This window comes from Atopobium sp. ICM42b (assembly GCA_000564995.1).
Lineage (GTDB): Bacteria > Actinomycetota > Coriobacteriia > Coriobacteriales > Atopobiaceae > Lancefieldella.
The window spans coordinates 112,673-138,054 of record JDFH01000006.1 but is presented as its reverse complement, the minus strand read 5'-3'; the positions used below and the strand labels follow the sequence as shown (position 1 = coordinate 138,054).

Genomic DNA, 25,382 nt, shown 5'->3' with positions numbered 1-25,382 from the left:
ATGGGTCGTTTTGTTCCATTTGATACCGCTCCTAAAGTTGAACGAGCAATTCTTGTAGGCGTTGATTGTGGTAAAAGCGATTGGTCGCTTGAAGAATCAATGGACGAGCTTGAGCGCCTCACACAAACCGATGGTGCTGAAGTCTTTATGCGTTTAACACAGAAACTTGACTCACCCATTCCAAAAACGTTTATCGGCAAGGGCAAAACGGAAGAGCTTGTTTCCCTGGTAAGAAACACTAGCACTGACGTGGTCATCTTTGATGATGAGCTCACGCCGTCTCAGCAATCTAATCTAGAAAAATTGCTTGGCGAGCCTGTTAAAGTCATAGACCGAACAGCGCTTATTCTTGATATTTTTGGTATTCATGCACGTACCAAAGAGGGCCGTCTTCAGGTGCAGCTCGCACAGCTTCAGTACGTACTTCCAAGGCTCCGCGGCATGTGGAGTCACCTGGTGGGCGAGCAAACTCGCGGTGGTATTGGTAGTCGCTTTGGCCAGGGTGAGAGTCAGCTTGAGGTTGACCGTCGTCTTATTAGAAAGCGTATTTCAACTCTTAAAAATGAGCTCAAACAGCTTGGTCAACGGCGAGAAGTTCAGTCTAAGTCCAGATGGAATTCTGGAACGTTCAGCGTCTCTCTGGTTGGCTATACCAACGCCGGTAAATCAACGCTTCTGAATCAGTTAACTGGAGCAGATGTATACGCAAAAGACGAGCTCTTTGCAACTCTTGATCCAACTACCAGAGCACTTTCTCTTGATGAAGGAAGAAAAATTGTTCTGACCGATACTGTTGGATTTATTCAAAAGCTTCCAACAAATCTGATTGAGTCCTTTAAATCTACACTGGTTGAAGCTCAAGAAGCTGATCTTCTGCTGCTGGTAGCTGATGCAACTGACAAGAATCTCTCTAAAGAAATCGCAGTTGTTCGTAGTATTTTGAAAGATATTGAGGCTGATAAAAGCGATCAAATTCTTGTTCTTAACAAGGTTGATTTACTTTCTGAGCAAGAACTTCAAATGCTCAAAGCGCTCTACCCAGACGCTGTATTTATTTCTGCACAAGAAGGCACGGGCATTAATGGTCTTCTCCATAAAATTCAGGAGATAGCTAGCGCTGGTGATAAGGTGGTTAGTGCACTTATCCCGTTTAACAAAGGCGCTCTTGTTAAGTCCGTTCACGAGAGATGTCAGCTTCTACACGAGCAATACGTTGCTGAAGGTCTTTTATTGTCAGTTAAAGCCGACACCTATATGCAGGCACTTTTAGAGCCTTATGTGGTGTCAGAGGACGATATTCTGACTGACGAATAAGGCAATGAGCAGCAAAATTGGTTGGTGCAAAATATAAACGATAAGCGAATGTTTTCCCATCTCTGTTATAAGAGGAAGGGAAAATGTTTTCATCCAGTTAGGATAGCCTTCTGCCTTGAGTTGTCTGTTAAATGCTGCTCCACTTACATACAAGAACAAATAGGGGAGCAATGGATAGTAATCTCCAGATGAAAAAGATGGAGAAGGAAATCCCGCCCAGGCTAAATACGGTGTTTGATACAACTCTTTAGGTAACGAGAAAACTATGTTACCTATACCAATGTGACCAGCAGAAATTGGAATGCAGATAACAAATAACAAAAGAAAAAGAATTGCCGCTGCATACCCTTTGGGCGGAATAGCGAAACGTGAAATAAGAGCTTCTACCAAGGTGCATGAAGCCATGCAGAAGAAAATTCCAAAGTTAATAGGAGTATCAATATTTGCAAAGGTAGTAGCTGCGAATATTGCAAGAGCAACAAGACCGTAAACCCCTGCTCGCTTAAAAGAATTTTTTGAAAAAGCACACATGCAGCCAGCAATAAAAATGAAAGGATACGAAATTGAAGGCACCCAAATTTGCATGACTAAAGGAGTAAACCACGTAAGCTTAATTTGAGAGATAAAAAACAAATCATAGGTAAAGTGAAACAGTATCATTGATACTACTGAGATTCCTCGAATAGTATCAAAGAAAGTTACTCTACCTTTGGATTGTTCTAATTCCACACCCATAGTATGACTATGAAATTGATCTAATAAGTGCAGTAACCCTACCTAAAATAACAGGATTCTGTACGTAGATTGGCTCCATAAAATCGTTTTCTGGCTGAAGACGAATACGATCATTTTCTCTATAGAATGTCTTAACAGTTGCAGAGTCATCAATGAGAGCAACAACGATTTCTCCGTCATGGGCATCTTGCTGCTCTTTTACAACAATATAATCGCCATCAAAAATACCAGCGTTAATCATTGATTCTCCACGTACGCGAAGAATGAAAGAGCTTGAATCTCCAACAATGCTTGTTGGAAGAGATAGAGATTCCTCAACGTTTTGCTCAGCAAGAATAGGTGTGCCTGCAGCAACACGTCCTACAAGAGGAAGACTAATGACATTATTAGCTACGTCTTGAGTAACGGGAGCAAGCTTTGCTGCGTCAGAAGTGTTTGAAGCCTGGGGAACAATCTTCATAGTACGAGGCTTCTTTGGGTCTCTATCAATAAGGCCAAACTGCTCCAGGACCTTTAGATGCATATGGACAGTTGAAGGAGACGCAAGATTAACAGCAGCACCAATCTCTCTTACTGAAGGGGGATAGCCGTGTTGATCTGTGTATGAACAGATGTATTCATAAATTGCTGCCTGACGCTTGCTGAGTTTGCCCTTTGGCATATGAGCCTCCTTTTTCTTTTTAGTAATAATACACGTGTTCTAAAAATTAATCAAACGAATGTTCTATTTTTTCTTGACACGAACAAATGTACTACATATTATTAGTACAAACGTTCGGACATGACTTTTTGTCCGGTGTATTAGATATAACTAGTTCCGTAAAAACTATTACGGAAGGAAATGATATGAGGCGTATGTATCAGTCAAAGATGTATCAGGTTAATGGCACTTCAGCACTTGCTTCTTATAAGCCTGCATTCAAGGTTATTGAAGGCGGCGCAAAGAAGGGTTCCGTTGCACCTCAGCGTGAGGAAGTCTCTTACGTAAAGACGCTGACCAACAAAGAGGCTTTTATTGCAGGTCTTATTGTTACCGCATCATTTATTCTGATGTTTGCGGTTTCCTTCCTTCGCACAACTGCCCTTAATTCATTTGCTACATCTGTAATGGATAGCGCTTCACAAACAATTACCGTTCAGAGCAATGATACGTTGTGGTCAATTGCAGAGAGTAACCCAATTGAGGGCGTCTCCACAGAGCAGCAAGTAAGTTGGATTAGAGAAAGAAATAATCTCGATTCTTCTCTTTTAAGAGCTGGACAAACCTTAGAGATTCCTTCTGTATCTAAATAGTAAATATTTATGTAAATTTCTCTCAGAATTCTGTGTTGATAGCAGTCAATACCTGCGTAAAATGGTATCTTCCTTTTATACGAAAAAAGGGGATTCCATGCGTTGTCCAAAATGCGGTCACGAAGAGTCAAAGGTTATTGATTCTCGTTCATCTGAGAATAACGATGCTATTAGAAGGCGTCGCGAGTGCATGTCCTGTAAGTTTCGTTTTACAACCTATGAGCGCTTAGAAGAGATTCCTATCACCGTTGTTAAGAAAGACGGTCACAAGGAGCCTTTTGATAGACAGAAGCTTATGAGAGGTCTTGTTGCTGCAACAGTAAAGAGAGATATCTCTGTTGCTTCTCTTGATCATTTTATTGATGGTATTGAGTCTCAGATTAGAGATAAGGGTCAATACGAGATTAAATCTGAAGACCTTGGAAGCATTGTGCTTAAAAACCTAGTTATGCTCGATAAAGTTGCATACATTAGGTTTGCTTCTGTCTATAGAGACTTCAAAGATGTTGATGAATTTAGCGCAGAATTAAGGAGCCTGAATTAATGAGCAATTTTGACATCCAGCTACCTATTAAACGCCTTGATCCTACTGTTGAACTACCTTCGTACGCCTATACAGGAGACGCTGGATTAGATCTTAGAAGTGCTGAAGATGTTGATCTTGCTCCTTTTGAGCGCAAACTTATTTCCACCGGTTTAGCTATCGCAATTCCTGATGGATATGCAGGATTTGTTCAGCCTAGAAGCGGTCTCGCACTTAAAAAGGGCCTTTCTATGGCAAATACTCCTGGCCTCATTGATGCTCATTATCGCGGTGAGCTTAAGGTTTGTGCCATTAACCTTGATAGCAAAGAAACTATTCACATTGAGCGTGGTGAGCGTATCGCGCAGCTTGTGATTCAACAGGTCCCTGTTGTAGAGCTTATTGAAGTTGATGAGCTTGATCAGACTGATCGCGGTACAGGCGGTTTTGGTTCAAGCGGCGTTCAATAATTTTTTTATTTTGGTGATGAGCGCTTCAGCGCTTGCATAAAGGAAAAGCCTCTTTAGGAAGGAAGAGCTTAATGGAGAAGTTCTTTAAGGTAGCTGAGCGTGGCAGTAATCCCGCTCAAGAGTTTAGGGCTGGAATTACTACATTCCTCGCAATGGCATACATTATTGCAGTAAACCCAGCTCTTCTCGCTGCTGCAGGAGTTCCAGTTTCGGCAGCTATTACTGCTACCTGTCTTGGTGGCGGCATTATGACCATTTTGATGGGTCTGTTCTCTAACCGTCCACTTGCTTGCGCATCTGGTATGGGTGTAAACGCTGTTGTAGCTTTCTCTCTCACTCCAATTACTGGTGGAGATTGGCATGCATCAATGGCAGTTATCTTCATTGAAGGAATTGCTATTCTTCTTTTAGTTCTCTGCGGCCTTCGTGAAGCAATCATGGATGCAATCCCTGTAAACCTACGCCACGCAATCTCTGTTGGCCTAGGTCTTTTTATTGCCATGATTGGTCTCAAGAATAGCGGTATTATCGTTGCTAATGAATCCACCCTTGTTGCTCTTGGCGATATTTTCTCTCCAACCTTTATCGTTGGTGTAATTTCCATTGTTGCAACAGTTGTTCTTTACTCTGCTCGTGTTAAGGGTTCCCTGCTTATCGGCATTATCCTTGCCGTACTTGCTGGTATTCCTCTTGGTGTTACCGCAAGCCCTACTGGCATTGTTTCTGGTCTTGATTTCTCCACCTTTGGCGCACCATTCTTGACCGATAGTGCTGGTGTTATGGGTATTGTTAAGGCTCTGACAACGCCAGTTCTTCTCGTCTTTGCATTCTCTTTGATGATGTCTGACTTCTTTGACACCATGGGTTCTGCTATGGCCATTGCTAAGCAGGGAGACTTCCTCACTGAGGACGGCAACGTTAAGGACATCAAGCAGATCCTCATTGTTGACTCTGCTGCTGCAGCTGCAGGTGGTTTCTTTGGTGCTTCTTCCATTACCACATTCATCGAGTCCGCATCCGGCGCTGCTGACGGCGGTCGTACTGGTCTTTCTTCTATTTTCACCGGTCTGCTCTTTATTGCAGCAGCATTCATTGCACCTCTCATTTCTATCGTCAGCTCTGCAGCTACCTGTGGTGCATTGGTACTTGTTGGCTTCCTGATGATGTCTGAGGTCACTGAGATTGATTGGAATGATCTTCTCGAGGGCTTCCCAGCATTCATGGTTATCGCTGGTATTCCAATGACTTACTCAATCTCTGACGGCATTGGTTTTGGCTTCATTTTCTACGTTGTTGTTGCTCTTGTAACAGGAAACGTTAAGAAGGTTAAGCCTTTGATGTGGGTAGCAACGCTTGCATTTGTTGCTTACTTCATCATCGCTAACTAGTTTTTAAATTACTAGGGGAGGCGCGTTCAAGATGGGGGTCTTGGCGCGCCTTTTTTCATATGTGAATAGATTGTGTACAATCTATTTTTTAGAGATAACTGATAATGATTGTCACCAGTAGGGTATAACAAAGCCAGTTACGATTTATACGATTGGAGCCAATCATGGCAGACGTTATTACTAAAGACCTTGTTATTGTTGGCGGTGGTCCTGCGGGACTTTCAGCAGCAATTTATGCAAAACGCGCCCTTCTCGATACTGTTGTTTTAGAGAAACAGGCGGTAGGTGGCCAGGTCATCACCACTACTGAGGTTGAGAATTACCCTGGCATGCCAAACACTGATGGCTTCACTATTACCGATACTCTTCAGAAGCAGGCTACAGACCTCGGCGCAGAGATTGTCATGGCCAATGTCCTTTCTATTGTTAAGGATCCAGAGACTAACCTCTTTGTGATGGAGACTTCTGAGGGAACCTATCACGCAAAGGCTGTCATTGTTTCTGGCGGCGCTAACCCTCGTCACGCTGGCTTTACCAACGAAGAGAAATTTACCGGCAAGGGTGTTTCTTACTGCGCTACCTGCGACGGAATGTTCTATCGCGGCAAGCAGGTGTTTGTTATCGGCGGCGGTAACACCGCTGTAGAGGAGTCTCAGTTCCTGGCTCGCTTTGCTGACAAAGTAACTCTTATCGTCCGCAAGGATCACCTAAGAGCTAACGCTACTGCAATTAAGCAGTTTGAGGAGAATCCTAAGACAGAGATTCGCTATCTGACCAGCATTACTGCAGTTGATGGTAACGATTTACTTACTTCCATCACCTTCCGCAATAACCAGACAGGAGAAGAGCACACAGAGACCTTTGATGAGGGCAGCTTTGGTGTCTTTGTCTTAGTTGGTCGTGTTCCTTCAACTGAGCTTCTGACAGACCTTGTAGATCTTGACGAGCAGGGCTATGTCCTTGCTGACGAGCGTATGGCTACTAAGACACCTGGTCTCTTTACCGCAGGAGACCTCAATAAGAAGCCACTGCGTCAGATTATTACTGCAGCAGCAGACGGTGCTATTGCTGCAACTTCTGTTGCATCTTATCTTGGACAGCCTGTCGAGGGCTAAGAGTTTCTCGATAAGAAGCTTTAAAGTTTGATACCAAAAGGGGACCGCAAGCAATTACGGTCCCCTTATTATTTCTTTGGCGAGAAGAACTACTAAAGGTCAATCCAATATCTTTGCGTAAGTACATTGTCCTCATCAAGGACTTCGTTTTCGAGTATTCCGCCGTTATTGATAATAGACTTTGCCGAGCCGATATTATCTTTACGACAGCACATGAGAACACGCTCAATACCAAGTTTCTTACACTCTTTGAGTGCAAGCGCAATCATTGCTGTTGCATAGCCTTTTCTTCTCTCACTTGGTCGAATTCCATCACCAATATGTCCACCACTATGTAGAAGTCCCTCATCAAGGCAATGGCGAATATTTACAGCTCCAACAAAAATGTCTTTATCGTAGTCATAGCAAAAGAGGGTTGTTGTAGGCACTCGGTCAGCTGGAACTGGTTCCTTTTCGTCTAGTTGTTCAAGATAGTTTGTAAAGTCATGGTGATCAAATCTAAAAATGCGTCTTGGAGATGGATTTGTATGATTTGTCTCGATATCATGTTTCCACTCATCAAGCATCTCTATGAGCTGTGCTTTATTTTCTTCAGTTGGTTTTATAAGAGCGATCTTCATGTAACTCCTTGAGATAATTAAATTTTTAGTTAAACCGTAATTTCAATTTGATTGTCTTCAAGGGCAATAATGCAACTTTCATAATATCCATCTCCGGTTGTTCTTGGTCCGCTGATGACTTCATAGCCGTCTGCTTTCAACTCTGCAGTGAGGGTATCTACCTTTTCTTTACTTCCGATACTAAATGCAATATGAGCGTATCCCGTGCGGTTGATCTCTTTTGGTAAATCTGACATTTTAGGTTTGTTCATGATTTCAAGTCGTGCACCTTTATCGAAGGAAAGGAAGTACGAGCGAAAATCCGTTTGAGGATTATGATAGCCATCGTTGGATGTTGCTCCAAAGTGCTTTACAAAAAACCGTCGAGCACTCTCTAAATCGTTTACATACAGTGCGATATGTTCAATTCTCATGGCTGTCTCCGAAAATCTATGACTGCATTTTGTTCTTCTAGTCAATAACGCCCAGCGTAATCACTCTTTGCTACAGCAGTCCATTTTCTGATGAATTTTGTTTTAGCTTCTGTATAAGCATCTCTATTGTGTTCAAATTGTTTCCATAAACCCAATTTCAACGTTTCGTATTCTTTTGCAATCTGTGGATGGTCTTTCAGGTAATCTCGAAAATACAGTTCATCGTTATCTCCGACATATCGGAGATGAATGTGAAAGACCTTATCGGCAAACCCATTTTTAGTATAACCAGAGTTCAAAGATATTCTGCGATCTTCCGTTGACATTTGCAGAAGTCCACTGCGTTCGATAAGTTGCGCAATACATTCGATATTAGAATCTGTTGAAATTTCAACAAGAACGTCGACTATATCTTTTGCCCATATTCCAGGAACTGCGGTACTACCAATATGACTAATCCTTTTTATAGAGTGTTGAGGTAAAACACATCGCAGCTTAGCTTCCATTTCACTATAAAATGCATCCCATTTGTCATTGTGTTCGACAAGAAATATTGGGAAAAGTTCCCATAATTCGTTCAGAGACATTTCTGATAGTTCTTTTTCTACTTTCATAGTTTTCTTTTTCTTCTTTGATAGTCTCCTAAATTTGTCTTGATATATTACTTTTTCCTCGCCACAAAGTAGTATCGATGAATTTTTCCCTTGATTACGCCATCTTGCTCAATAATTTTCTGAGCTTTAAAGAGGTTCTCTTGGTATTTTTTGACTTCAAAGTATGGGAATTCCCAGTCAATGATTCTTGCAAACCAAACAAGAGCACCTACATCATAAAATTCTATTGGCCTATAGGCTTCAGCTTCCTCAATAATGTCAAATCCATTATCTATGAATTCTTGTCTGGCAATACTTAAATAAGCTTTAGGAAAGGGAAGCTCGATATCTCCTAGTAGAAGCTCTACCAGGTCCCTGTCATTCTCAGCGCCAACCTGTTGCGTAAGAAACATACCTCCACTTTTAAGAATTCTTTTTAGTTCTTGTATGTTGTATTTACCGTGTCTGTTGGTAACAAGATCAAAGTAATCATCTTCAAACGGAAGCTCATCTCCTCCGTCAGCTGCCTTAAAGTCTATCCCTAAAGGAAGGAGTCTCTCTTCACACAGTTTGATGTTTGGAGCATAACCTTCAATTGCTGCAGTCTGTTTAGGATTGGTGAGAAAAGACAAAAGAAATTCTCCACCACCCGTTTCCATATCTAATAGATAATCAGTATCGTGTAGATAGGATTTGATGATACTTCCAAAGTCCCATGGAAGATCATCCTCTTCTTTATATCTGTTCCTAATATGGGAGAAATCCCATCCCTTGATATGAGCAATTTCTTGTTCATGAAGCCATTGGGCGAGAAGTGCTTGTTTTTCCATAGTATGTTTCCTTAAGACCGTGATTTTCGGATGTACAATTATTATATATTGTTTGACTGTATAGAAGAATTTTTACCTAATCTACCTGCCTATTTATTATATTTATGCAGGTAGATTGCTTATTTGATATATAAAAGGGGAGTAAAAGGTCAAAAGCATACAATGAAGTATGATGCGGTGTAATTTTGTATCATCAATACATTGATTATATAAAGCTCTGTTATTAAATTATTCCAAGATGATTTATCAATATGTATAACTATAAAAACGTTCAGTTCTAAAAATTAGTTTTAGAGAGAGATACAAAGAAAGTCATTTTATAAATAAAAGATTCAGTATTGTCGCCAACTTATCAAATTGAATAATCATCAAATTTATCATGTCATCAAATATAGTTTATAGAGCTGTAGGTGTAATTACTCATAAGTAATTAATATCGTGGCTTAGAAAGGCTCTCAGAGGCTCATTTTCTGGGTAATAATAATGTGATTGAAACTCTGTATACTATTGCAGTCGATACTATTTATATAATAGTATGTAAAAGTCTGATAATCGATATTATGTAAACTAATGAATTGAAGAAAAAGGAGAAGGATTTGAAACCCCTCTCCTTTGTGTTAACGCGTGTGGCAGTGATAAGCGCTATACCGATGAGTCGGTCATGACATTCAATTTAATCATGACATCGCTTTCATACATCTCATCATAAATAACAAGAATCTTGTCGAGTGCCATCAATTCAGTTTGACCCGTTGGAATAATTTCCAAACCCGCACGATCAATAGTTACAACCCTTACTTTGTCTGGCCATGGGATATCTTGGAGCAATTTGCCTTCAACAGGGCTTCCCTGACCAATGGTGAACTCATGAAGGATTTTCTCGCCAGAATCTAATGTTGGTTTAGACTCCCCTTGCTGAGAAGCCAAGAATTCTGCAAGTAAGTGCTCGTAGAATGGGTCAACACGCAGGATATTTGCGGTTACGTAGGACACGATTGCAACTGCTGACATAGCCATAAGTGCCTCAAGAGAACCTGTGAGCTCAAATATAAGCACTACTCCGGTGACGGGCGCTCTTACTGCTCCGGCAAAAATGCCTGCAACACCCATTGCAATAAAGTTTGGTGCATATGCCATAGGTATGCCAAAAACATGGGTTGCTACCAGGGCAAACAGTGTTCCAACAAGCGTTCCCATAACAACCATAGGAAAGAGAGTTCCACCAGGCGTTCCAGCAGCAAAACAGGTTGTGGTAAAGAAGTATTTACCAAGCAAAAGCGCTATAACCATGAGCTCAGTAAGTGTTGCTGGCTCTTTGATTTTCTCGATAATGGCGTCACCGCCACAAAGAAGATCTGGCCAGGTAAAAGCCATAATTCCAGCCAGCATGAATGGAATAATGAGCCTCGAGAAAGGCGCAAACTTAGTTATCCTTTTGTATAGCCCCTGGGCAAAGAACATTCCTTTATTGTGGAGCGCTCCTAATAAACCGCAGGTAAAACCGACGATAAGAACAAATGCAAAGTCGACATGAGGTAATGGTGCCACGTATGGAAGCTGAAGAACTGGCTTCATACCAAGGACGTTAGAAACTAGGAAGTCGGCACCTACTGAAGCGGTCATTGCCGAGATAATCAGTGGAGCATGAAACTCCTTCTGGATCTCTTCGATAGCAAAAAGTGTGCCCGTAAGAGGGGCATGAAAAGCAGCTGACATACCCGCAGCTGCACCACAGGTTACCAGAAGACGTTCTTCTCCCCTTTTACGCTTGAGGAACTTTGAGACCGCTTTACCAGAAACAGCGCCTAACTGGACTGATGGGCCTTCTCGACCCATAGAAAGGCCACCAAAGGCAACTAGAACGCCCTGGATAAACTTAACAGGAAGAACTCGATACCAAGGCATATCGGCAGATCCCATGACCTCAGCGTTGGTCTGAGGGATTCCAGAGCCAGCGGTGTAGGGTTCAAACTTCATGAGTAGGCAAACGGCCGCCATAAGAATAATCAGAACAACAAACCAGAGAGCCATATATGGCCAATTACCTGCGATTGATTGAGTAATGGAGCGCATTTGAGCTTCTGCAAAAGAAAGACAAAGGCGATACAGCGTGACTACGCCGCCACCCAAAAGGCCAACAAGCAGGCCTTCTCCAATAAGGGCTACCTGAAATCTACGAGAAAAGTGACGCTCAATAATGTTTGTCTTATGTTTGAGATGAAACGCCACAATCTCCCCTAGCAGTCTATGGTTAATAAAAAAGCACGTAAAGCGTACTTGGATATTGTACGACTTTACGTGCGTGAGTTAAAACTGTGTACAGAAATTGTACGTTAGCCGGAGAATGGTCCTCCACCATAGCAAGCATAAACAGGACCCTCGATAACACCGACAGACTCGTTAGCTGTGGATCATACGACCACCACCGATGTAGATTCCAACGTGCTCATAGCCTGCACGGGTAAAGACAATATCGCCATAGTTGAGCTCGTCTAGGGAATCATGCCAGTTACCAGCGGCGCGAATAGCACGGCCGATGGTTCCTGCGGTACCTGCACGGTAGCCGAGGAAGCAGTAGTAAACCAGGCCACCACAGTCAAAGCCGGAAGCAGGAGAAGCTCCACCCCAGACGTATGGATAGCCAATGCATGCATATGCAGTTGCAACGCCGCCGCCTGCAGCTGGGTAGCCACCGCCACCACCGGAGTAAGATCCGCCGCCAGAGTTAGAGCTGCTGTTAGAACTACTGCTAGAGCTGCTAGAGCTGCTCGAACTGCTTGAACTAGAGCTTGAAGAGCTAGAGCTGGAATCGTTAGAGGAGCTATCGTTAGACTCTGAGCTGTTAGAAGGAGTCTCACGAGTAACAGTCTCAATTGCATAAGCAACGTTGTTGTTAGCTGATGCAGCCTCCTGAGCGGCAAGCTGAGCTTTTACCTCAGCATCAAGGGAGTCATAGTAAGCCTTAGCCTCTGCAACCTGGCTCTGAAGACCATCTGCGGTGGTCTTCATCTCAGCGACCTGAGCCTGAAGGTTCTCTTGCTCAGCCTGAAGCTCAAGCTGCTGAGCCTGAAGCTGGTCACCAAGAGCCTTGACGGTATTGATGGAGTCAGCCTCCTGCTTGCTGGTGCGGTCCATATAGTAGACGCGGCTGACAAAGTCCTCTGGGCTCGATGCTCCAAGGAGGAAGTCCAAAGTCTCCTGTGGGCCTGCCTTATAAGCACTCTTCATTGCTGCAGAAAGGACAAGACGCTGCTTATTGAGCTGGTCTGTAGTCTCTGCAATCTGCTCCTGAACCTCACCAATTTTGTTGTTGGTGGCGTCAAGTGCATAGGTTTTCTCGTTAAGGTTATCCATGGCCTCTGCAAGAGCTGCACCAAGAGAGTCTAGCTGGGCAGATGCGGCCTCAAGATCGCTTTGTGGGTCTGCGAATAGCTTGGCTGGGGTAAGCAGCGTAGCAGCTACACCAAGACCTGCAAATAAGAGAGCGTCTCGTCTTGTGAAAGATCGGCGCTGTGACATATAAGCTCCTTCCGCAAAGCACGAAATCAATTGGGCAACGTGTTGCTTTGCTTTGCCATCTAGGATAGCTCATTTGATAAAAAATCAAAGTCAACTCGCCGATTTCTTAGCGAGAAACCCGTGTAAACAGGAAGCTACCCTATCGAGTATTTGAATAGTTTACCCCGAAAATGACATTTCATACAAATTTCAAAGACTATTTGTGCAGTTATATAGCATGGAGCGGGCAAATATCATTGCATAAATTTATCTTTGACCTGCAATTATGGAGAAATTCTATGTATTGCAAACAAGTTTACTGTCATTAACAAAATGCTTATGTAAATAAGACAAATGGCCGACAAGCACGTAGTCTTGTCAGCCAACATTGTCAGGTTAAAGTAAGTCTGATGTAAGTGATTCAGCTTATTGAACCTTAATAAGGGTGTAGACCTCTTGGTCAAAGCACTTACCAATAATCTCCCTTGGGTGCAGATAGCAAAGCTCAAGTGCAAACGCAAAGCCCGCTACTTTTGCACCGGCCTTCTCGGCAAGTTGCGCACAAGCAACGCAGGTGCCGCCAGTAGCAACCAGGTCATCAGCAATAAGAACCACGTCATCTGGGGTAAGAGCATCGGTGTGAATCTGAAGCTCGCTGGTACCGTACTCCAGGTCATAAGCCTGTGCGTAGACCTCACGAGGCAGTTTGCCTGGCTTACGAGCAGGAACAAAGCCTGCACCAAGTTTGTAGGCTACAGGGGTTCCAACAAGAAAACCACGAGCCTCAGCACCAATAACCTTGGTGATTCCCGCATCAGCAAAGTGCTCTGCAATGTCATCAACAACTGCGTGGAAGCACTCAGGATCTTTAAAAAGTGGAGTTACATCTTTAAAGATAACGCCTGGCTCTGGATAATCAGGAATGCTAATGATATGACTCTCATAATCATACGTAGACACAATGTCCTCACATTCAAAATCAAAATCAATGAATAGTTATATATACCTAGATTACTCGTCTAGATGCATATCCTTAAAAGATTCACGAACTAATTTAGTGATAAGTTCATTTCTAACCGCATTGGTGAGGCCTAACATGCGGGTCAGAGCAGCCATAAACTGCTGACGAGTCTCGTCAGTGTGGTCAACTTCAACTCCCCCGCCTTTTTTAGCATATACGACAAGTGACTTGGCAAACATACTAGATTCTCGGTTTGCAGCCATAACGTATTGACGCAGGTTCTTGGGCTCAAAACCAAAGTGACGAAGCTCACTACAAAGGCGAATCAGCGTTAAGTCTTTGCCATCTACAAGGTCTCTGCCATGTGGAGAGCGCTTTAAAGTAATGACTCCCGCCTCAGAAAGTTGGCGCACAAAACCTACAGAGCATCCCACAATTTCTGGGATGCGATCAATAGCGTGATATTTCTGAACTACCTCAGGGTCATCTACAGGTACCACAATAGCATCAGCATGCGTGGCACCAAGAATTGCCTGAGACACTTGCTTTCCATCAAGCTGAGGTTGAGCCTGGCGAGAAGAACTTTGAGCTTCAGGTGCAGCCTGAGCCTCAGCTCCAGTTGCCTCGTCAGTCTGAGCTTTGACCTGTTGTTCAGCTTCAGGGTTTTTATCTTGCCTATCAAGCTCTTCTCTAATAACTGAGAGTGGCATAAAACGGCTTTTCTGCAGATACAGAATAGTCTCAAGTCGCTTAACGTCTTTTTGGGAATAGAGACGATAGCCACCAGCAGTTCTGGTAGGAGTAAGCAAACCTTCATCCTGCAGATATCTGACTTTAGAAACACTCAAGTCAGGATAGAGAGTCTGTAATTTCTTGACTACTTTACCAATGGTAAGAAAGCCTGAATCAGCCATAAAGCTATCCTTTAACCTTAAGCTGAAACTCTGCTGGTATGGAAGACCATGCGGAAGGTACCAATCTGAATAGTTGAGCCATCACGCAGGGTAGCCTTGTTAATAATGGCACCATCGACCCAGGTACCATTGAGAGAATCAAGGTCTTCAATAGTTGCATAACCAAGCGCAAGATTTGAAAGGTCAATAGTGGCATGATTTCTGGAAACTGTCATGTCGTTCAAGAAAACACTGCTCTTTGGATCTCTACCAAGAGAAATCTGAGGTAAATTGAGCTCAAAAGTCTGACCAGTCTGTGGTCCCTTGACAATAGTAAGGACAGGGTGAGCTGGCTTTTGTTGAGCCATAAGGTCTGGAACCGTAGCGTCAGCTGATGGCATGCGGAAAATCTCTGTTGAGTCTGGTGACTGCTGTTTGATGTCGTCAGTTGACATGGTTTCTCCTTAATTTGGTTACAAGATAATAATAACGCTTAACGACAAGCAATGCAGTCCATTTCGATGAGCGCACCAAGAGGCAACGCAGAAACCTCAACAACTGCCCTGCCAGGTGCAGGAAGAACAAAGTACTGCCTATAAATCTCGTTTACCTTAGGCAAATCATTGATATCAGCAAGGTAGATAGTTGTCTGAGCTACATCAGAAAGGGTGCATCCTGCCTCTGCCAGAATTGACTGAGCAAGATGTATGACACGAGTAGTTTGCTCTTCAATTCCTCCGTCAATGAGCTCCTTTGGGTCTTCTGCAGAGACCGCAATTTGACCTGTGACAAATACCAATCTACCTGCAGTAGTACCCTGAGAGTATGGTCCCATAGGAGCAGGAACACCTACTGCATTAATCGCATATTTCATAGAAGATCACCCCTTGCGCCAATGAAATCATCAGAGGCTCTAAGTAAACCCCAACCCTCAAGTTTATCTTTAGCTACTACTACTTTAGTGTTACTTGCAAGTTCTGAAAACCATGGAAGATATGTTTTAAGGCCTTCAATGAGTTGCTTATGTCCAAGAGGATGGACTGTTTCAAAAGAAAGCAAGCTTCTAAAAAGAATTACCGTATGTACCGGTGGGACCATAACCAGATACGCGGGAACTTTCTTGGTTGAAACATTGGCCACAAGTGCAGGGATTGTTTGGTCAAGCATAAGATTACAAAGCTTTGAGTCTTCTGGAAGTCTCTGTTCTCCCAGGTAGTCCATAAGGACCTTCTTGGCCTTTTTACCAGCAAGAAGAAGCGGAGTAAGCAGCGGAGTTGCGTCTTCCAAAGACACTTCTGCATAAGGAGCTACACCGTTTTGCTCGACAGATGCAATGATAGAAAGCCACTCGTCTAGAACAAGAGAGCGCTCAGATGCATCAAGTACCACGTACTCGTTTTGACCAGAGCGCGCGAGAAGACCGATGGAAGACAGAGATCCATCTCCCGTAAGTGCACACTCAAATGAAGTCTCTCCTACCTCAAGCTGCTTACCTGCAAAGACAGCTTCAACAAAATTTTGAGCTGCAACTCCACTTACCAGTGTGTAGCCGATACCACTCAGGTCAATAAGAGCACAATCTTTCAGAGCTTCCTCAAGGGGTTTCTCGCCATAGAAAGATTGGGCTAAGTTGAAGCCTTCAGTTGAGGTTGAGAATTGTGCACCAAGATACTCAAGCTCGGTATGAAGGATAGAGCGTTTCTGCTCAGACATTAGTTTCTCCCAAAGAGATACGGAGCAACCGAATACAGGTCAAAGAGGTTGTAGGCTGGAATAGTCCACAGCGTAAGATGTGCCTGAGTAATGGTGGTGCCTACCTGCGCGGAATCTTGGGACCAGGCAGTTGAAGAAATCAGCTGGTTGTTAGCTACTGGATAGTTGGGAGAAAGCATGGAGGTCTGGTAGGTGAAGTCTTTAGAGCCAGGCCATGCCATATACGTGGTAGAAGTTGATGGTTTAACCACTGCAGAGAGTAAGAAGTTATCCTCGCTCGTACGAATCTGCACAATCTGGTTATAACGCTGGATGCTTACGCGATTGTAATTGCGATAAGCCCAGTTCATCAGAATGGCGGTATCGTCAAAACGACCTTGCGTAGTCTCGCAACCAAGCACGCAGGTATAAAGCGTAATGTTTCCACGCTTTGAAGCGCCCAAGAAGGCAGTACCAGAGTCTTCTGCACCTGTTTTAATGCCGAGAAGACCTCGGTAGGTGTCCATAAGGTCATCGGTTGAGTGGAACGTGCGCTGCTCCCCTCCTACCGTTGTAGTGTATGACCTGGTATGCACAGCGCTTGCGATAAGTGGATAGTGCTCGCGCGCATAACGACCCATCAAAGCAAGGTCTCGCGCGGTTGAATAGTGACCATCAGCATCGAGGCCGTGAGGATTCTGGAACTGTGTGTGAGTCATGCCAATTTCAGCAGCCTTCTTGTTCATCTGATCAACAAAGGCCTGTTGAGAGCCTGATACGTTGACAGCAATGTTATAAGCTGCGTCATTTGCGGAATACACCAGCATCATCATGATCAGCTGTCTGAGTGTAGGCGTATCGTCTGAGGTCAAACCAGCAACTTGCGAACCTTCTTCAAGATCTGGAACAGTGATTTCACAAGGCTCATCAAGATTAACGCCAGAATCAAGCGCCACAATTGCAGTCATAACTTTGGTGATGGATGCCATAGGGAGCTCTTGATCTGGGTTTTTGCTCCAGAGGACGTTTCCTTGTGCATCGGTGACAATGGCAGTAGTTGCCTCAGTAAGTTTTGGCTCATCGGTTACAGAAGACTTGTTAGAAGAGGTATTTTCTGCCAGAGCCGTAGTTGCAGGAGCAAAAGGAGCAGCTAGAACAAATACAAGCAGCACGCTTACAAGAAAAGCCAGCATTTTATGAGAGAGCTGGCGCAAAGATACATGGTTGTGCTGAAGGAAAGTCATAAACAACCTAACTTATGCTTGAGTGTTTTTACTATTTTTAACTATTTTAGCCGCTTCACCAGTATAAACAATGGCGGTAATTGCCGAGAAAACAATCCCTATGTACACAAAGAAGATACCGACAGCAGAACTCTGTGAATTAAGTCCTGGAAGCCAATTGACGTTTACCAGACCAAGACCAGATACAACTGGGATGCCCAAAAGCAAGAGACTAAAACCAGTCATCAAAAATGCAGTTGCCGCTTTACCAACAAAGACAACATCAATAGGACGTCTGCGGAATTTGCGAACCGCAAGAGCGCCAAGAGTAAGGTAAATATCTCGTCCAATAACAAAGAGTGGGATCCAGAGAGGAAGCTCACCAATAATCAAGAGACCAAGAACGCCTGTGATAAGAAGAACTCGGTCCATGATAGGATCCATGATTTTGCCCAGCCAGCTGACGGTTTGCGTTCTACGAGCTATCTGACCATCAAGAAAATCAGTGACAGCTGCGGTTACATAACAGCCCAGTGCAACCCAGCGATTTCCGCCTGTTGAGAAGAGCACAAGAAAGATAAGCGTAAGGATTAACCTGCAAAACGTAATGACATTTGCAACGGTAAAAACAGCATTAGAAGGATTATTAGAGCTTCCAACCGGATCAGTAATAGTTCCTTCTGCCTGCGCTTTTGCTGCATCGGCGTCTGCTGCTTCTTTAATTTGGGATGCTACTTGATTAGCTAGCTGCTGCCTAGTTTGCAACGTTTCACTCCCCTTTTGTAGTACATAACATGTGTCTATTTTAACGTAAGTTGCGCGATAGCAAATTATTGGCACATTTGTTTAACAAAGGAAATAAGAACACGAACACCCTGAGTATAAACGCGTTTTTCGATGCGCTCATCAATGCCATGGACGCCATTTGCCTCATCTTCTGGTGTTGGCCTAAACGGACAAATACGCAGAATAGAATTGCAAATTCCCTCGTATCGGACAGAATCGGTACCACCGCATACAAATGACGGGACAAAGGTAACACCTGGATGATAGTGTTCCATAATGGCCTTGAGCTCTTGATATCCAGCTCCAGTTGGAGAATCAATTCTTCCTGCTGGAGTTGAGTGTAAAGCTTCAACCTCAATATAAGGGTTAACTTGGGCTACTACTTGTTTGATGTGTTCAACGGTTTCTTCAACGCTTACCCTTGGAAGCAGCCTAATATTGATAGTTGCGCTGACATTGCCAGGCATAACGTTTGCTGCACTGCTTGAACCCTCAAGCATATTGAAAGCATATGTTGTAGTAACAAAGGGATAGAGCTCTTTGATCTGGGCTGCAGCATGGGCAATCTTATCTGCATTTGTATCTACGTCACACACCAGAGAAGCAAAAGGTTCATCGGTAATTTCTGGTGCAAGAACCTTAAAGGTTTCTTTAACAATGTCGTTAAGCTCAGGCTGAGGTTTAGCCTCAGAGAGAGCGGCTAGTGCGCAGCTCAAATGCTCAAGCGATGTTCCACCAAAAGGATTAGAGGAATGTCCGCCATGGCCAGGAGCGGTGAGCTTAACGTTTAAGAAGCCCTTCTGTGAGATGCAGATGTCGGCCACGGTAGCCTTAGGCGCACCGTAAGCGCTGCCATCAAAAAACGTAGTGGTGCCCTCGTCCAACAGACATGCTGCACGCATTTCTCGCGAGGCCATGACCTCTGCAAGCCTAGTGGCGCCGTGGCTCAAGACCTCCTCGTCCTCGCCAAATGCCAGGTAGATAGAGCGGCTTGGCGAGAAACCCTGTGAAAGCAGATACTCAAGTGCCTCAAGCTCGCCCATAAGCATGTCTTTGATATCAAGCGCACCACGTCCCCAAATGTAGGTGTCATCGACATCTCCACCAAAGGGGTCGTGCGTCCATGCGTCTTCTGTACCAGGAACAACAGGAACTACATCCTGGTGAGCAATAAGCATCAATGCAGGAAGCTTAGGGTTAGATCCCGGAATCTCAATGAGGAGCGAGTGGCCAACCACTTCAACGTTAGAGGCTGCGGTCATAACATACGGGAAGCTATCAACAATGTGCTGTTGAAGAGCATCAAACTGAGACCAATCGGTTGTCTCCGCGTCGGTATACACCGTCTTAAACGACAGCGCCTTTGCAAGTCTTTCAGACATTGCCTCTATGTTGAGCTCTGGATATTCATCCTCGTGAGCAAAGTGGTCGTAAATATTCATGGACCTCTACTAATCTCGTAGTTTTAAGTTAATAACGTAATAATAACGGCAATTTTTACGCGTTTCTCTACTCTTGCTGGTAGAATTAACAAAACACTCACTTAGCACACGTATCTTGGGAGCCCTGATGATTAAGCTTGTTCTTTCCGATATGGACCAAACGTTAAAACCCGCTGACACTCCGGCTATTTCAGAAAGAACTCATCAGGCAATTAATAATCTTAAAGCCGCAGGTATTGCGTTTGGACTTTCTACCGGAAGGCCAGTTTATGATGCACTTTCTTATCTAAAGTCTGACGTTTCCCTGACAGACACTGGCGTGTTTTCTAGTGGAAAGATTCTCTACTTTAATGGCAAGCTCATTTTCACCAAACAATTTACCTACGAGATGATGGAGAAGATCTACGAGGTTATTTCTCCAATGGATGATTGTTTGCTTACGTATTATCAAGAAGGTCCGCTTGAGCAGCCTTTAGATACGTCATTTACCTCTTGTTGGAAAATAGTTGATACCACTCAAGAGGTAGTAGATCATCTTGCAGCCTCGTTTAACACTTTTGTGCCAGGGCTTGGTCCGCAGTCCGTTCCAAAAGATATCCCTATGTATGCGGGAGGTCTTCTCTTACCCCAAGATGAAAAGCGCGCGCAAGAAATCTATGAGGCTGTTACCAGTGCAGTTCCAGAGGTTGAGTTGGTTTCTCCCTATATTGGTTGGTTTGACATCAATTATCGTGGTTGGAATAAGGCACAGGGATTCGAGAAGCTCATTGAGACTATAGGTCTTAAGCCAGAAGAAGTTATTGTGTGCGGCGATTCCGAAAACGATCTTGATCTTCTTAAGATTGCTCATCACTCATGCTGCATGGAAAACGGAACTGACGAGGCTAAGGCTGTCTCGAAGTATCTGTTGCCTAGCGTGTATGAGGAAGGCGTAGCTCAGCTCTTAGAGGCGCTTACAGAGGCTCAGGGAGACTTTGATTCTGACGTTGTCCAGGCTGTCCTGAAGAGAACTCTATAGGGTTAGAGCTTGATGCAGAGCGTGGCAATATAGTCATTCCCATACTGTGATAATCGATTCCTTTTATCACATGACTCATAAAAATCAATCATAGCAAGGCCATTTTTAAGTTGTCCTCTAATCTGAGCTTCTAAGGTATGGCTAAATTCATATCCATATGCTGGATCTATGGTTATTTTGCCTTGTTCTTCAAGCTTTCTTGAATTAAAGGGAATTGAAAACTTTAAAAGTAATTCCTCATCGGGGTGGTCCCATACAACGTCAGCGTCATACATGTACGTCCAAGGATTCATGAAGCCGACCATTAACAGCCCGCCTTTTTTCAATACGCGAGCGGCTTCTTTATACATGTTTTCTAAGTCTTCAATGTATACATTCGAAACTGGATTAAAAATAATATCGAAAGTTTCGTCTTTGAATGGAAAAGGCTTTGTCATATCGGCTTGAACGGTATTGATCATTAAGCCTTCTCTTTTAGCAACCATCTCGTCTTTTTGTAATTGTGATGAAGAAAAATCCATTATGGTTACGTCATAGCCTTTAGCAGCAAAAACGGGACCCTGTTGTCCGCCACCGCAAGCTAAGCCTAATATCTTTTTTCCGTTGGCCTTTTCAAACCATTCTGTTGGAACTTTTTTCCCGACCGTTAATGCAACAGAAATTGGACTGTTTCTAGCTTCTTCTAATTCTTCATGCGTTAGTGGTTCGGTATAGTCATTGTTTACCTTATTCCATCTATCTTGATTTAATTTTAAGTAGTCATTCATCTTATAATCTCCTCAAAATAGTGTTGTATTTTGATTTAAGTCGCATGTAGAACCATTACATTTTTCTTGTCGCTACAAATTATAATTTGTTTTCTCGCTGTTTGTGCCACATACATTTTTAGCTAATTGATACAGGTCTACAGAGCATGCAACCTAGTACACATAGTCTTATTTCTAAGTGTTATGTCTGAATCGTAAAAAAGTGGCTGCAGATGACACGTCAAATGCAGCCACTTTTATGTTACTCACACGTGTTTAATCGCGTGTTGCCAATCGTTTTGACTCTGCGGTTTTCTCCGCACTTCTACTTGATCAGACCGCTGTTCCTTAGCAGCAGCTCAATATCAGTGCCCTTGACAGCCTTGAGAGCTACCTTTAAGAGCATCTTCTCCTTGAACGAGAGTGGTGCCTTATCAAGCGTTTTCTTGTCCAGAGCATAGTAGGTTGCCCTTAGAAGCTCTCTGATGTCGTACTGAGAACCCCAAACCTCTGGTACGCCTCTATCAACATCCATCAACGTGTAGACAGACTCCATACCAGTACGGATTGAGTATTCCGTAGTAAAGATGGTGTCGCGAGGAGTCTCGGCAAACTGTCCAATAAAGGCAAAGTTAACGGAACCCTCAGGAACAACCAGAGGCCTGTCCTCAGCCTTTCTTGGCTGGAAGAATGCATTGATGTAAGGCATAAAGCACGTAGTGGTGTTGCAGCGGTTCTTAGCCCAGTCCTCAATCTTCTTGGTTGGAACGCCAATGTGATAGAGCCACTCCTGGCACACTTCCTCGCCGGTGCAGTTACGCATAGCCTTCTTAACAAAGTTACCAGGCTTGTTAGTGCTCAATGCATAGACCCAGATAAGTACGGTGTCCTTGTCCTGTGCTCTGAACTGTGGCTGACGGTTGATGGTCCACGAGAGGTACCAGTTATCGGTACTATCTTTGACGGTTACAATACCGCCGGTTGTGACCTTACCTTCTCTTGGATCTCTCTTGCAGACGCCAATAATCTTCTTGATAATCTCTTCGTCTTTTGTCTGGATGGTAGCGCTCATCCAGTTGGTTGCCTCAAAGTCACTACAGAAATTATCGGGATTGCCGTACTCACCATGCTTGGCCTGAGCTGCAATGTTCTTCCACAGATCCCAGGACTCTCCTACGCCATTTCTGACGTTACTGATGTCAGGAGCAGTATTTTGATCACCATAGCAAGAGGTATCGGTGCAGCAGCCATTGGTGATAAACACCAAATCGTCTTCGGTTAAATCAATGGTTTGCTGTGAGCCGTTCTTCTCGTAAACAATTTGAGTGGCTACCTTTTTACCATTGGTGTCGTTGATGATGACGTTCTTGACGTCCATACCATAGTCAACGCTTACGCCGTGATTCTCAAGATACCTGACCAGTGGCAAAATCATGCTCTCATACTGGTTGTACTTGGTAAAACGCAGCGCAGTAAAGTCAGGCAGACCGTCAATATGGTGACAGAATCTGCAAAGATAGCGCTTCATTTCAAGAGCAGAGGACCACCTTTGGAACGCAAACATGGTCTGCCAATAAAGCCAGAAGTTAGTGTTCCAGAAAGAATTAGGAAGTACGTCACTAATCTTCTTGTCCTCAAGGTCCTTCTCGGGAGTCATAAACAGCTTTGCGAGTGCAAGTGAAGACTCTTTATCAAGCTTGAACTTCTTGTCTGTGTGAGCGTCTTTGCCGCACTTCTCGGAAGCTCTGCAGAGAGAGTAGTTAGGATCGTGCTTGTTGAGCCAGTAGTACTCATCAAGTACCGAGACGCCAGGTGTTTCAATGGATGGAACGTCTCTAAACATATCCCACATGCACTCAAAGTGATTGTCCATCTCGCGGCCACCGCGCATGTAGAAACCCTTGCTTACATCTTTGCGGCCATCGCAGCTTCCGCCCACAAGCTCAAGCTTCTCGAGCAGGTGAATTCTTGTACCCTTTACCTGACCATCGCGGACAAGATAAAACGCAGCAGCTAGTCCTGCAAGTCCTGTTCCAATGATATAGGCTGATTTTTTGTCGGCATCTTTGGGCTTTTCTGGCTTAGCGAACGATTCATACGTTCCAGCAGAGTAATACATAACTTCCTCCTTAGTATTCCGCATCAATTACCTGCGGAAATTAGTAAGTCGCCCTTACCTTGCGTCCACTATAAACTTATAAACTGCTAAAGAAAATGCACAAAAAAGATGGACTGTCCGATAAAGTGACAGTCCACTTATTTTGCTCAATTTCACGACAAAGAGACTATTTTGTCGTATTGCTATTTGTTTCTTTTAGCATTGGTCAGTGCGTGCTTAAACGATCCATGAATAAGAAAATTGAGCCTATCAACAATGATTTTAGGATCTTCTGTCATTCCCCCATCAATCCACTCAAGCACTAATCCCACAAAACTATACTTGTAAAAATTTGCGATAAAAGCCTTATCTTCTTCCCTAACAACCATTCCCTCAGCTTTTTCTTCAAGTACGTCATAGAGAAGTTGATACGTGACCTTATACAAATATTTGTATAAATAGTCCTGCGGTACGTTGTGATAGATATTGACGATAAAGGCTCTATCTTCTTTGATCATGTTAAAGATGGCGAGAAACCCCTCTTGCCAGGTGTCATACGTCTTATTTTCTTTGAGGGCTCGCTCTGCATCTTCTTCACAAATCCATTCGGTGAGCTCCAAAATATCGTGAAAATGGTAGTAGAACGTCTGACGGTTCATCTCGCACTTCTCGGCAATGTCATTAACCGTAATCTTATTCAACGGCTTCTCTAGCAGCAGTTCTTTAAAGGCAAACGCGATGGCCATCTTTGTTGTAGCCTTGCTCATGTTTAACTCCCCAAGATCTTTGAATGAGTTACCAAAGTATACAGCGGTCCTCGCGGAATAAGATTTATAAACTCACGTCTATGAAATTGTTTAAAAATAGCAATTAATTTGGCTTTTTTCGCAGGTAATGATGTGGTTAACTTGTATTAGTTAGATAGAGCTAACTTTATTCTTTTATAGTATGAAGGGGGTCTTAGTATGGAAGCTGGTCACGAGTTTTTACTCCGCATGGGCAAGACAAGACTGCGCCCCGGAGGTATTGAAGCAACCAATTGGCTTCTTAACTCAGTAGAGATTACGCCAGAAACTCAGATTCTTGAGGTAGCTTGCAATATTGGAACTACTACGGTTGAGCTGGTAAAACGTTTTCACTGTCATGTAACCGCAATTGACCTTAATGCAGATGTGCTCCCTAAAACAAAAGAAAATATCGCGAGAAACAATATCGAGGAGTACGTAACAGTGGAACAAGGAGACGCTACAAACCTCTCCTACCCCGATAATAGCTTTGATGTTGTTATTAACGAGGCTATGCTCACTATGCTCTCTGATCAGCAGAAAGAGGCAGCCGTAAAAGAGTACGCACGCGTACTTAAGCCCGGTGGCGTATTGCTTACTCATGACGTTCTTCTGCTCAAAGAAGACGACGAGCTAGTCCATGAGCTCTCAAGAACCATTAACGTCAACGTAAAGCCTCTGACTCTTGTAGGTTGGAAGAACCTCTTTGAGTCGGCGGGTTTCTGCCCAGAAACTAAGAACGGCAAGATGACGCTCATGAATCCAGCAGGACTTATTGCGGACGAAGGCGCTGATGGTGCTCTAAGGGTTATTAGAAACGGCCTTAAGCCAGAGAACACCAAGATGTTTACCAGCATGTTTACGTTTTTCAACGATCATGCTGACGATTTCAACTACATTGCTGTAGTGAGCAGAAAGCCAAGGTAGACGTCGTTTCAAATAGACG

Annotated in this window: 27 protein-coding genes; 8 read left to right on the top strand and 19 right to left on the bottom strand. The window is 43.7% G+C overall.

Going from position 1 to position 25,382, the window contains the following annotated elements; translation table 11 throughout:
- Positions 1 to 1,314 carry a GTPase HflX gene (gene hflX / locus HMPREF1493_RS02535; RefSeq protein ID WP_035427618.1) on the top strand — a complete coding sequence of 438 codons (1,314 nt, stop codon included), beginning with the start codon at positions 1 to 3 and terminating at the stop codon, positions 1,312 to 1,314.
- Here the strand turns inward: hflX and HMPREF1493_RS02530 are convergent.
- Positions 1,285 to 2,049 carry a heparan-alpha-glucosaminide N-acetyltransferase domain-containing protein gene (locus tag HMPREF1493_RS02530; RefSeq protein ID WP_051485227.1) on the bottom strand — a complete coding sequence of 255 codons (765 nt, stop codon included), beginning with the start codon at positions 2,047 to 2,049 and terminating at the stop codon, positions 1,285 to 1,287. The two genes, hflX and HMPREF1493_RS02530, sit on opposite strands and share 30 nt — an antisense overlap.
- Before the next feature lie 7 nt (positions 2,050 to 2,056).
- Positions 2,057 to 2,710, bottom strand: a complete 654-nt coding sequence (lexA, locus tag HMPREF1493_RS02525; RefSeq protein ID WP_035427617.1) for a transcriptional repressor LexA — start codon at positions 2,708 to 2,710, stop codon at positions 2,057 to 2,059.
- A 185-nt stretch (positions 2,711 to 2,895) separates the two neighbouring features.
- Here lexA and yneA point away from each other — a divergent pair, with 185 nt between their 5' ends.
- From yneA to HMPREF1493_RS02500, 5 genes are all read left to right on the top strand, one after another.
- A complete protein-coding gene (yneA, locus tag HMPREF1493_RS02520; RefSeq protein ID WP_035427616.1) occupies positions 2,896 to 3,342 on the top strand; it encodes a cell division suppressor protein YneA in 447 nt (148 codons plus the stop codon).
- Positions 3,343 to 3,439: 97 nt separating this feature from the next.
- Entirely contained in the window at positions 3,440 to 3,886 is a 447-nt protein-coding gene (gene nrdR / locus HMPREF1493_RS02515; RefSeq protein ID WP_012808854.1) for a transcriptional regulator NrdR, read from the top strand.
- Positions 3,886 to 4,335 carry a dUTP diphosphatase gene (dut, locus tag HMPREF1493_RS02510; RefSeq protein WP_035427613.1) on the top strand — a complete coding sequence of 150 codons (450 nt, stop codon included), beginning with the start codon at positions 3,886 to 3,888 and terminating at the stop codon, positions 4,333 to 4,335. The genes nrdR and dut overlap by 1 nt, the downstream gene beginning before the upstream one ends.
- A 71-nt stretch (positions 4,336 to 4,406) precedes the next feature.
- Positions 4,407 to 5,723 (top strand): NCS2 family permease, encoded by a 1,317-nt coding sequence (locus HMPREF1493_RS02505; RefSeq protein ID WP_035427611.1) that lies wholly within the window; start codon positions 4,407 to 4,409, stop codon positions 5,721 to 5,723.
- A gap of 164 nt (positions 5,724 to 5,887) precedes the next feature.
- Entirely contained in the window at positions 5,888 to 6,838 is a 951-nt protein-coding gene (locus HMPREF1493_RS02500; protein WP_035427609.1) for an NAD(P)/FAD-dependent oxidoreductase, read from the top strand.
- A gap of 92 nt (positions 6,839 to 6,930) precedes the next feature.
- Here the strand turns inward: HMPREF1493_RS02500 and HMPREF1493_RS02495 are convergent, their stop codons facing one another.
- The 14 genes from HMPREF1493_RS02495 to HMPREF1493_RS02430 form a co-directional block, all read right to left on the bottom strand.
- Complete coding sequence (locus HMPREF1493_RS02495; RefSeq protein ID WP_035427607.1) at positions 6,931 to 7,458, bottom strand: GNAT family N-acetyltransferase; 528 nt, start codon at positions 7,456 to 7,458, stop codon at positions 6,931 to 6,933.
- A 29-nt stretch (positions 7,459 to 7,487) separates the two neighbouring features.
- Positions 7,488 to 7,871: a VOC family protein gene (locus HMPREF1493_RS02490; RefSeq protein ID WP_035427605.1), complete on the bottom strand. Its 384-nt coding sequence runs from the start codon at positions 7,869 to 7,871 to the stop codon at positions 7,488 to 7,490.
- 41 nt (positions 7,872 to 7,912) lie between these two features.
- Positions 7,913 to 8,485 (bottom strand): GrpB family protein, encoded by a 573-nt coding sequence (locus tag HMPREF1493_RS02485; RefSeq protein WP_035427603.1) that lies wholly within the window; start codon positions 8,483 to 8,485, stop codon positions 7,913 to 7,915.
- 47 nt (positions 8,486 to 8,532) lie between these two features.
- On the bottom strand, positions 8,533 to 9,294 hold the full coding sequence (locus tag HMPREF1493_RS02480; protein ID WP_035427601.1) for a class I SAM-dependent methyltransferase: 762 nt from the start codon (positions 9,292 to 9,294) through the stop codon (positions 8,533 to 8,535).
- 642 nt (positions 9,295 to 9,936) lie between these two features.
- Complete coding sequence (locus HMPREF1493_RS02475) at positions 9,937 to 11,523, bottom strand: ClC family H(+)/Cl(-) exchange transporter (RefSeq protein ID WP_035427599.1); 1,587 nt, start codon at positions 11,521 to 11,523, stop codon at positions 9,937 to 9,939.
- A gap of 171 nt (positions 11,524 to 11,694) precedes the next feature.
- A complete protein-coding gene (locus HMPREF1493_RS02470) occupies positions 11,695 to 12,813 on the bottom strand; it encodes a coiled-coil domain-containing protein (protein WP_232215492.1) in 1,119 nt (372 codons plus the stop codon).
- A 405-nt stretch (positions 12,814 to 13,218) separates the two neighbouring features.
- On the bottom strand, positions 13,219 to 13,752 hold the full coding sequence (locus tag HMPREF1493_RS02465) for an adenine phosphoribosyltransferase (RefSeq protein WP_035427597.1): 534 nt from the start codon (positions 13,750 to 13,752) through the stop codon (positions 13,219 to 13,221).
- A gap of 51 nt (positions 13,753 to 13,803) precedes the next feature.
- Positions 13,804 to 14,667 carry a MerR family transcriptional regulator gene (locus tag HMPREF1493_RS02460; RefSeq protein WP_035427595.1) on the bottom strand — a complete coding sequence of 288 codons (864 nt, stop codon included), beginning with the start codon at positions 14,665 to 14,667 and terminating at the stop codon, positions 13,804 to 13,806.
- A 17-nt stretch (positions 14,668 to 14,684) separates the two neighbouring features.
- The gene (locus HMPREF1493_RS02455; RefSeq protein ID WP_035427594.1) at positions 14,685 to 15,101 is read right to left on the bottom strand and encodes an FHA domain-containing protein; all 417 of its coding nucleotides are present in this window, start codon (positions 15,099 to 15,101) and stop codon (positions 14,685 to 14,687) included.
- 38 nt (positions 15,102 to 15,139) lie between these two features.
- Positions 15,140 to 15,520 carry a Rid family detoxifying hydrolase gene (locus tag HMPREF1493_RS02450; RefSeq protein ID WP_035427592.1) on the bottom strand — a complete coding sequence of 127 codons (381 nt, stop codon included), beginning with the start codon at positions 15,518 to 15,520 and terminating at the stop codon, positions 15,140 to 15,142.
- Entirely contained in the window at positions 15,517 to 16,359 is an 843-nt protein-coding gene (locus tag HMPREF1493_RS02445) for a hypothetical protein (RefSeq protein WP_035427591.1), read from the bottom strand. The genes HMPREF1493_RS02450 and HMPREF1493_RS02445 overlap by 4 nt, the downstream gene beginning before the upstream one ends.
- Complete coding sequence (locus HMPREF1493_RS02440; protein WP_035427589.1) at positions 16,359 to 17,582, bottom strand: D-alanyl-D-alanine carboxypeptidase family protein; 1,224 nt, start codon at positions 17,580 to 17,582, stop codon at positions 16,359 to 16,361. The genes HMPREF1493_RS02445 and HMPREF1493_RS02440 overlap by 1 nt, the downstream gene beginning before the upstream one ends.
- 12 nt (positions 17,583 to 17,594) lie before the next feature.
- Positions 17,595 to 18,326, bottom strand: a complete 732-nt coding sequence (locus HMPREF1493_RS02435; RefSeq protein ID WP_035427587.1) for a CDP-alcohol phosphatidyltransferase family protein — start codon at positions 18,324 to 18,326, stop codon at positions 17,595 to 17,597.
- 65 nt (positions 18,327 to 18,391) lie between these two features.
- On the bottom strand, positions 18,392 to 19,789 hold the full coding sequence (locus tag HMPREF1493_RS02430) for a M20/M25/M40 family metallo-hydrolase (protein WP_035427586.1): 1,398 nt from the start codon (positions 19,787 to 19,789) through the stop codon (positions 18,392 to 18,394).
- Positions 19,790 to 19,916: 127 nt separating this feature from the next.
- Between HMPREF1493_RS02430 and HMPREF1493_RS02425 the strand changes: the two genes are divergently transcribed.
- On the top strand, positions 19,917 to 20,807 hold the full coding sequence (locus HMPREF1493_RS02425; RefSeq protein ID WP_035427585.1) for an HAD family hydrolase: 891 nt from the start codon (positions 19,917 to 19,919) through the stop codon (positions 20,805 to 20,807).
- Between the two features lie 2 nt (positions 20,808 to 20,809).
- On the opposite strand, the gene HMPREF1493_RS02420 is transcribed toward HMPREF1493_RS02425, so the two are convergent.
- The 3 genes from HMPREF1493_RS02420 to HMPREF1493_RS02410 all read right to left on the bottom strand — a co-directional run bounded on the left by HMPREF1493_RS02420 (position 20,810) and on the right by HMPREF1493_RS02410 (position 24,418).
- Positions 20,810 to 21,574 (bottom strand): class I SAM-dependent methyltransferase, encoded by a 765-nt coding sequence (locus HMPREF1493_RS02420; RefSeq protein ID WP_035427584.1) that lies wholly within the window; start codon positions 21,572 to 21,574, stop codon positions 20,810 to 20,812.
- A gap of 304 nt (positions 21,575 to 21,878) precedes the next feature.
- A complete protein-coding gene (locus HMPREF1493_RS02415; protein ID WP_035427583.1) occupies positions 21,879 to 23,672 on the bottom strand; it encodes an oleate hydratase in 1,794 nt (597 codons plus the stop codon).
- 182 nt (positions 23,673 to 23,854) lie between these two features.
- The gene (locus tag HMPREF1493_RS02410) at positions 23,855 to 24,418 is read right to left on the bottom strand and encodes a TetR/AcrR family transcriptional regulator (RefSeq protein ID WP_035427582.1); all 564 of its coding nucleotides are present in this window, start codon (positions 24,416 to 24,418) and stop codon (positions 23,855 to 23,857) included.
- 198 nt (positions 24,419 to 24,616) lie between these two features.
- Between HMPREF1493_RS02410 and HMPREF1493_RS02405 the strand changes: the two genes are divergently transcribed.
- A complete protein-coding gene (locus HMPREF1493_RS02405) occupies positions 24,617 to 25,363 on the top strand; it encodes a class I SAM-dependent methyltransferase (RefSeq protein WP_035427581.1) in 747 nt (248 codons plus the stop codon).
- Positions 25,364 to 25,382 lie beyond the last annotated feature (19 nt).

What these genes read in the sequence shown, in the direction of transcription:
- HMPREF1493_RS02410 (WP_035427582.1), bottom strand. Translation starts at nt 24,418, where the DNA reads ATGAGCAAGGCTACAACAAAGATGGCCATCGCGTTTGCCTTTAAAGAA.
- HMPREF1493_RS02440 (WP_035427589.1), bottom strand. Translation starts at nt 17,582, where the DNA reads ATGACTTTCCTTCAGCACAACCATGTATCTTTGCGCCAGCTCTCTCAT.
- HMPREF1493_RS02485 (WP_035427603.1), bottom strand. Translation starts at nt 8,485, where the DNA reads ATGAAAGTAGAAAAAGAACTATCAGAAATGTCTCTGAACGAATTATGG.
- HMPREF1493_RS02460 (WP_035427595.1), bottom strand. Translation starts at nt 14,667, where the DNA reads ATGGCTGATTCAGGCTTTCTTACCATTGGTAAAGTAGTCAAGAAATTA.
- HMPREF1493_RS02445 (WP_035427591.1), bottom strand. Translation starts at nt 16,359, where the DNA reads ATGTCTGAGCAGAAACGCTCTATCCTTCATACCGAGCTTGAGTATCTT.
- lexA (WP_035427617.1), bottom strand. Translation starts at nt 2,710, where the DNA reads ATGCCAAAGGGCAAACTCAGCAAGCGTCAGGCAGCAATTTATGAATAC.
- yneA (WP_035427616.1), top strand. Translation starts at nt 2,896, where the DNA reads ATGAGGCGTATGTATCAGTCAAAGATGTATCAGGTTAATGGCACTTCA.
- HMPREF1493_RS02470 (WP_232215492.1), bottom strand. Translation starts at nt 12,813, where the DNA reads ATGTCACAGCGCCGATCTTTCACAAGACGAGACGCTCTCTTATTTGCA.
- HMPREF1493_RS02455 (WP_035427594.1), bottom strand. Translation starts at nt 15,101, where the DNA reads ATGTCAACTGACGACATCAAACAGCAGTCACCAGACTCAACAGAGATT.
- dut (WP_035427613.1), top strand. Translation starts at nt 3,886, where the DNA reads ATGAGCAATTTTGACATCCAGCTACCTATTAAACGCCTTGATCCTACT.
- HMPREF1493_RS02450 (WP_035427592.1), bottom strand. Translation starts at nt 15,520, where the DNA reads ATGAAATATGCGATTAATGCAGTAGGTGTTCCTGCTCCTATGGGACCA.
- HMPREF1493_RS02490 (WP_035427605.1), bottom strand. Translation starts at nt 7,871, where the DNA reads ATGAGAATTGAACATATCGCACTGTATGTAAACGATTTAGAGAGTGCT.
- HMPREF1493_RS02500 (WP_035427609.1), top strand. Translation starts at nt 5,888, where the DNA reads ATGGCAGACGTTATTACTAAAGACCTTGTTATTGTTGGCGGTGGTCCT.
- HMPREF1493_RS02430 (WP_035427586.1), bottom strand. Translation starts at nt 19,789, where the DNA reads ATGAATATTTACGACCACTTTGCTCACGAGGATGAATATCCAGAGCTC.
- HMPREF1493_RS02530 (WP_051485227.1), bottom strand. Translation starts at nt 2,049, where the DNA reads ATGGGTGTGGAATTAGAACAATCCAAAGGTAGAGTAACTTTCTTTGAT.
- hflX (WP_035427618.1), top strand. Translation starts at nt 1, where the DNA reads ATGGGTCGTTTTGTTCCATTTGATACCGCTCCTAAAGTTGAACGAGCA.
- nrdR (WP_012808854.1), top strand. Translation starts at nt 3,440, where the DNA reads ATGCGTTGTCCAAAATGCGGTCACGAAGAGTCAAAGGTTATTGATTCT.
- HMPREF1493_RS02480 (WP_035427601.1), bottom strand. Translation starts at nt 9,294, where the DNA reads ATGGAAAAACAAGCACTTCTCGCCCAATGGCTTCATGAACAAGAAATT.
- HMPREF1493_RS02405 (WP_035427581.1), top strand. Translation starts at nt 24,617, where the DNA reads ATGGAAGCTGGTCACGAGTTTTTACTCCGCATGGGCAAGACAAGACTG.
- HMPREF1493_RS02415 (WP_035427583.1), bottom strand. Translation starts at nt 23,672, where the DNA reads ATGTATTACTCTGCTGGAACGTATGAATCGTTCGCTAAGCCAGAAAAG.
- HMPREF1493_RS02505 (WP_035427611.1), top strand. Translation starts at nt 4,407, where the DNA reads ATGGAGAAGTTCTTTAAGGTAGCTGAGCGTGGCAGTAATCCCGCTCAA.
- HMPREF1493_RS02420 (WP_035427584.1), bottom strand. Translation starts at nt 21,574, where the DNA reads ATGAATGACTACTTAAAATTAAATCAAGATAGATGGAATAAGGTAAAC.
- HMPREF1493_RS02425 (WP_035427585.1), top strand. Translation starts at nt 19,917, where the DNA reads ATGATTAAGCTTGTTCTTTCCGATATGGACCAAACGTTAAAACCCGCT.
- HMPREF1493_RS02495 (WP_035427607.1), bottom strand. Translation starts at nt 7,458, where the DNA reads ATGAAGATCGCTCTTATAAAACCAACTGAAGAAAATAAAGCACAGCTC.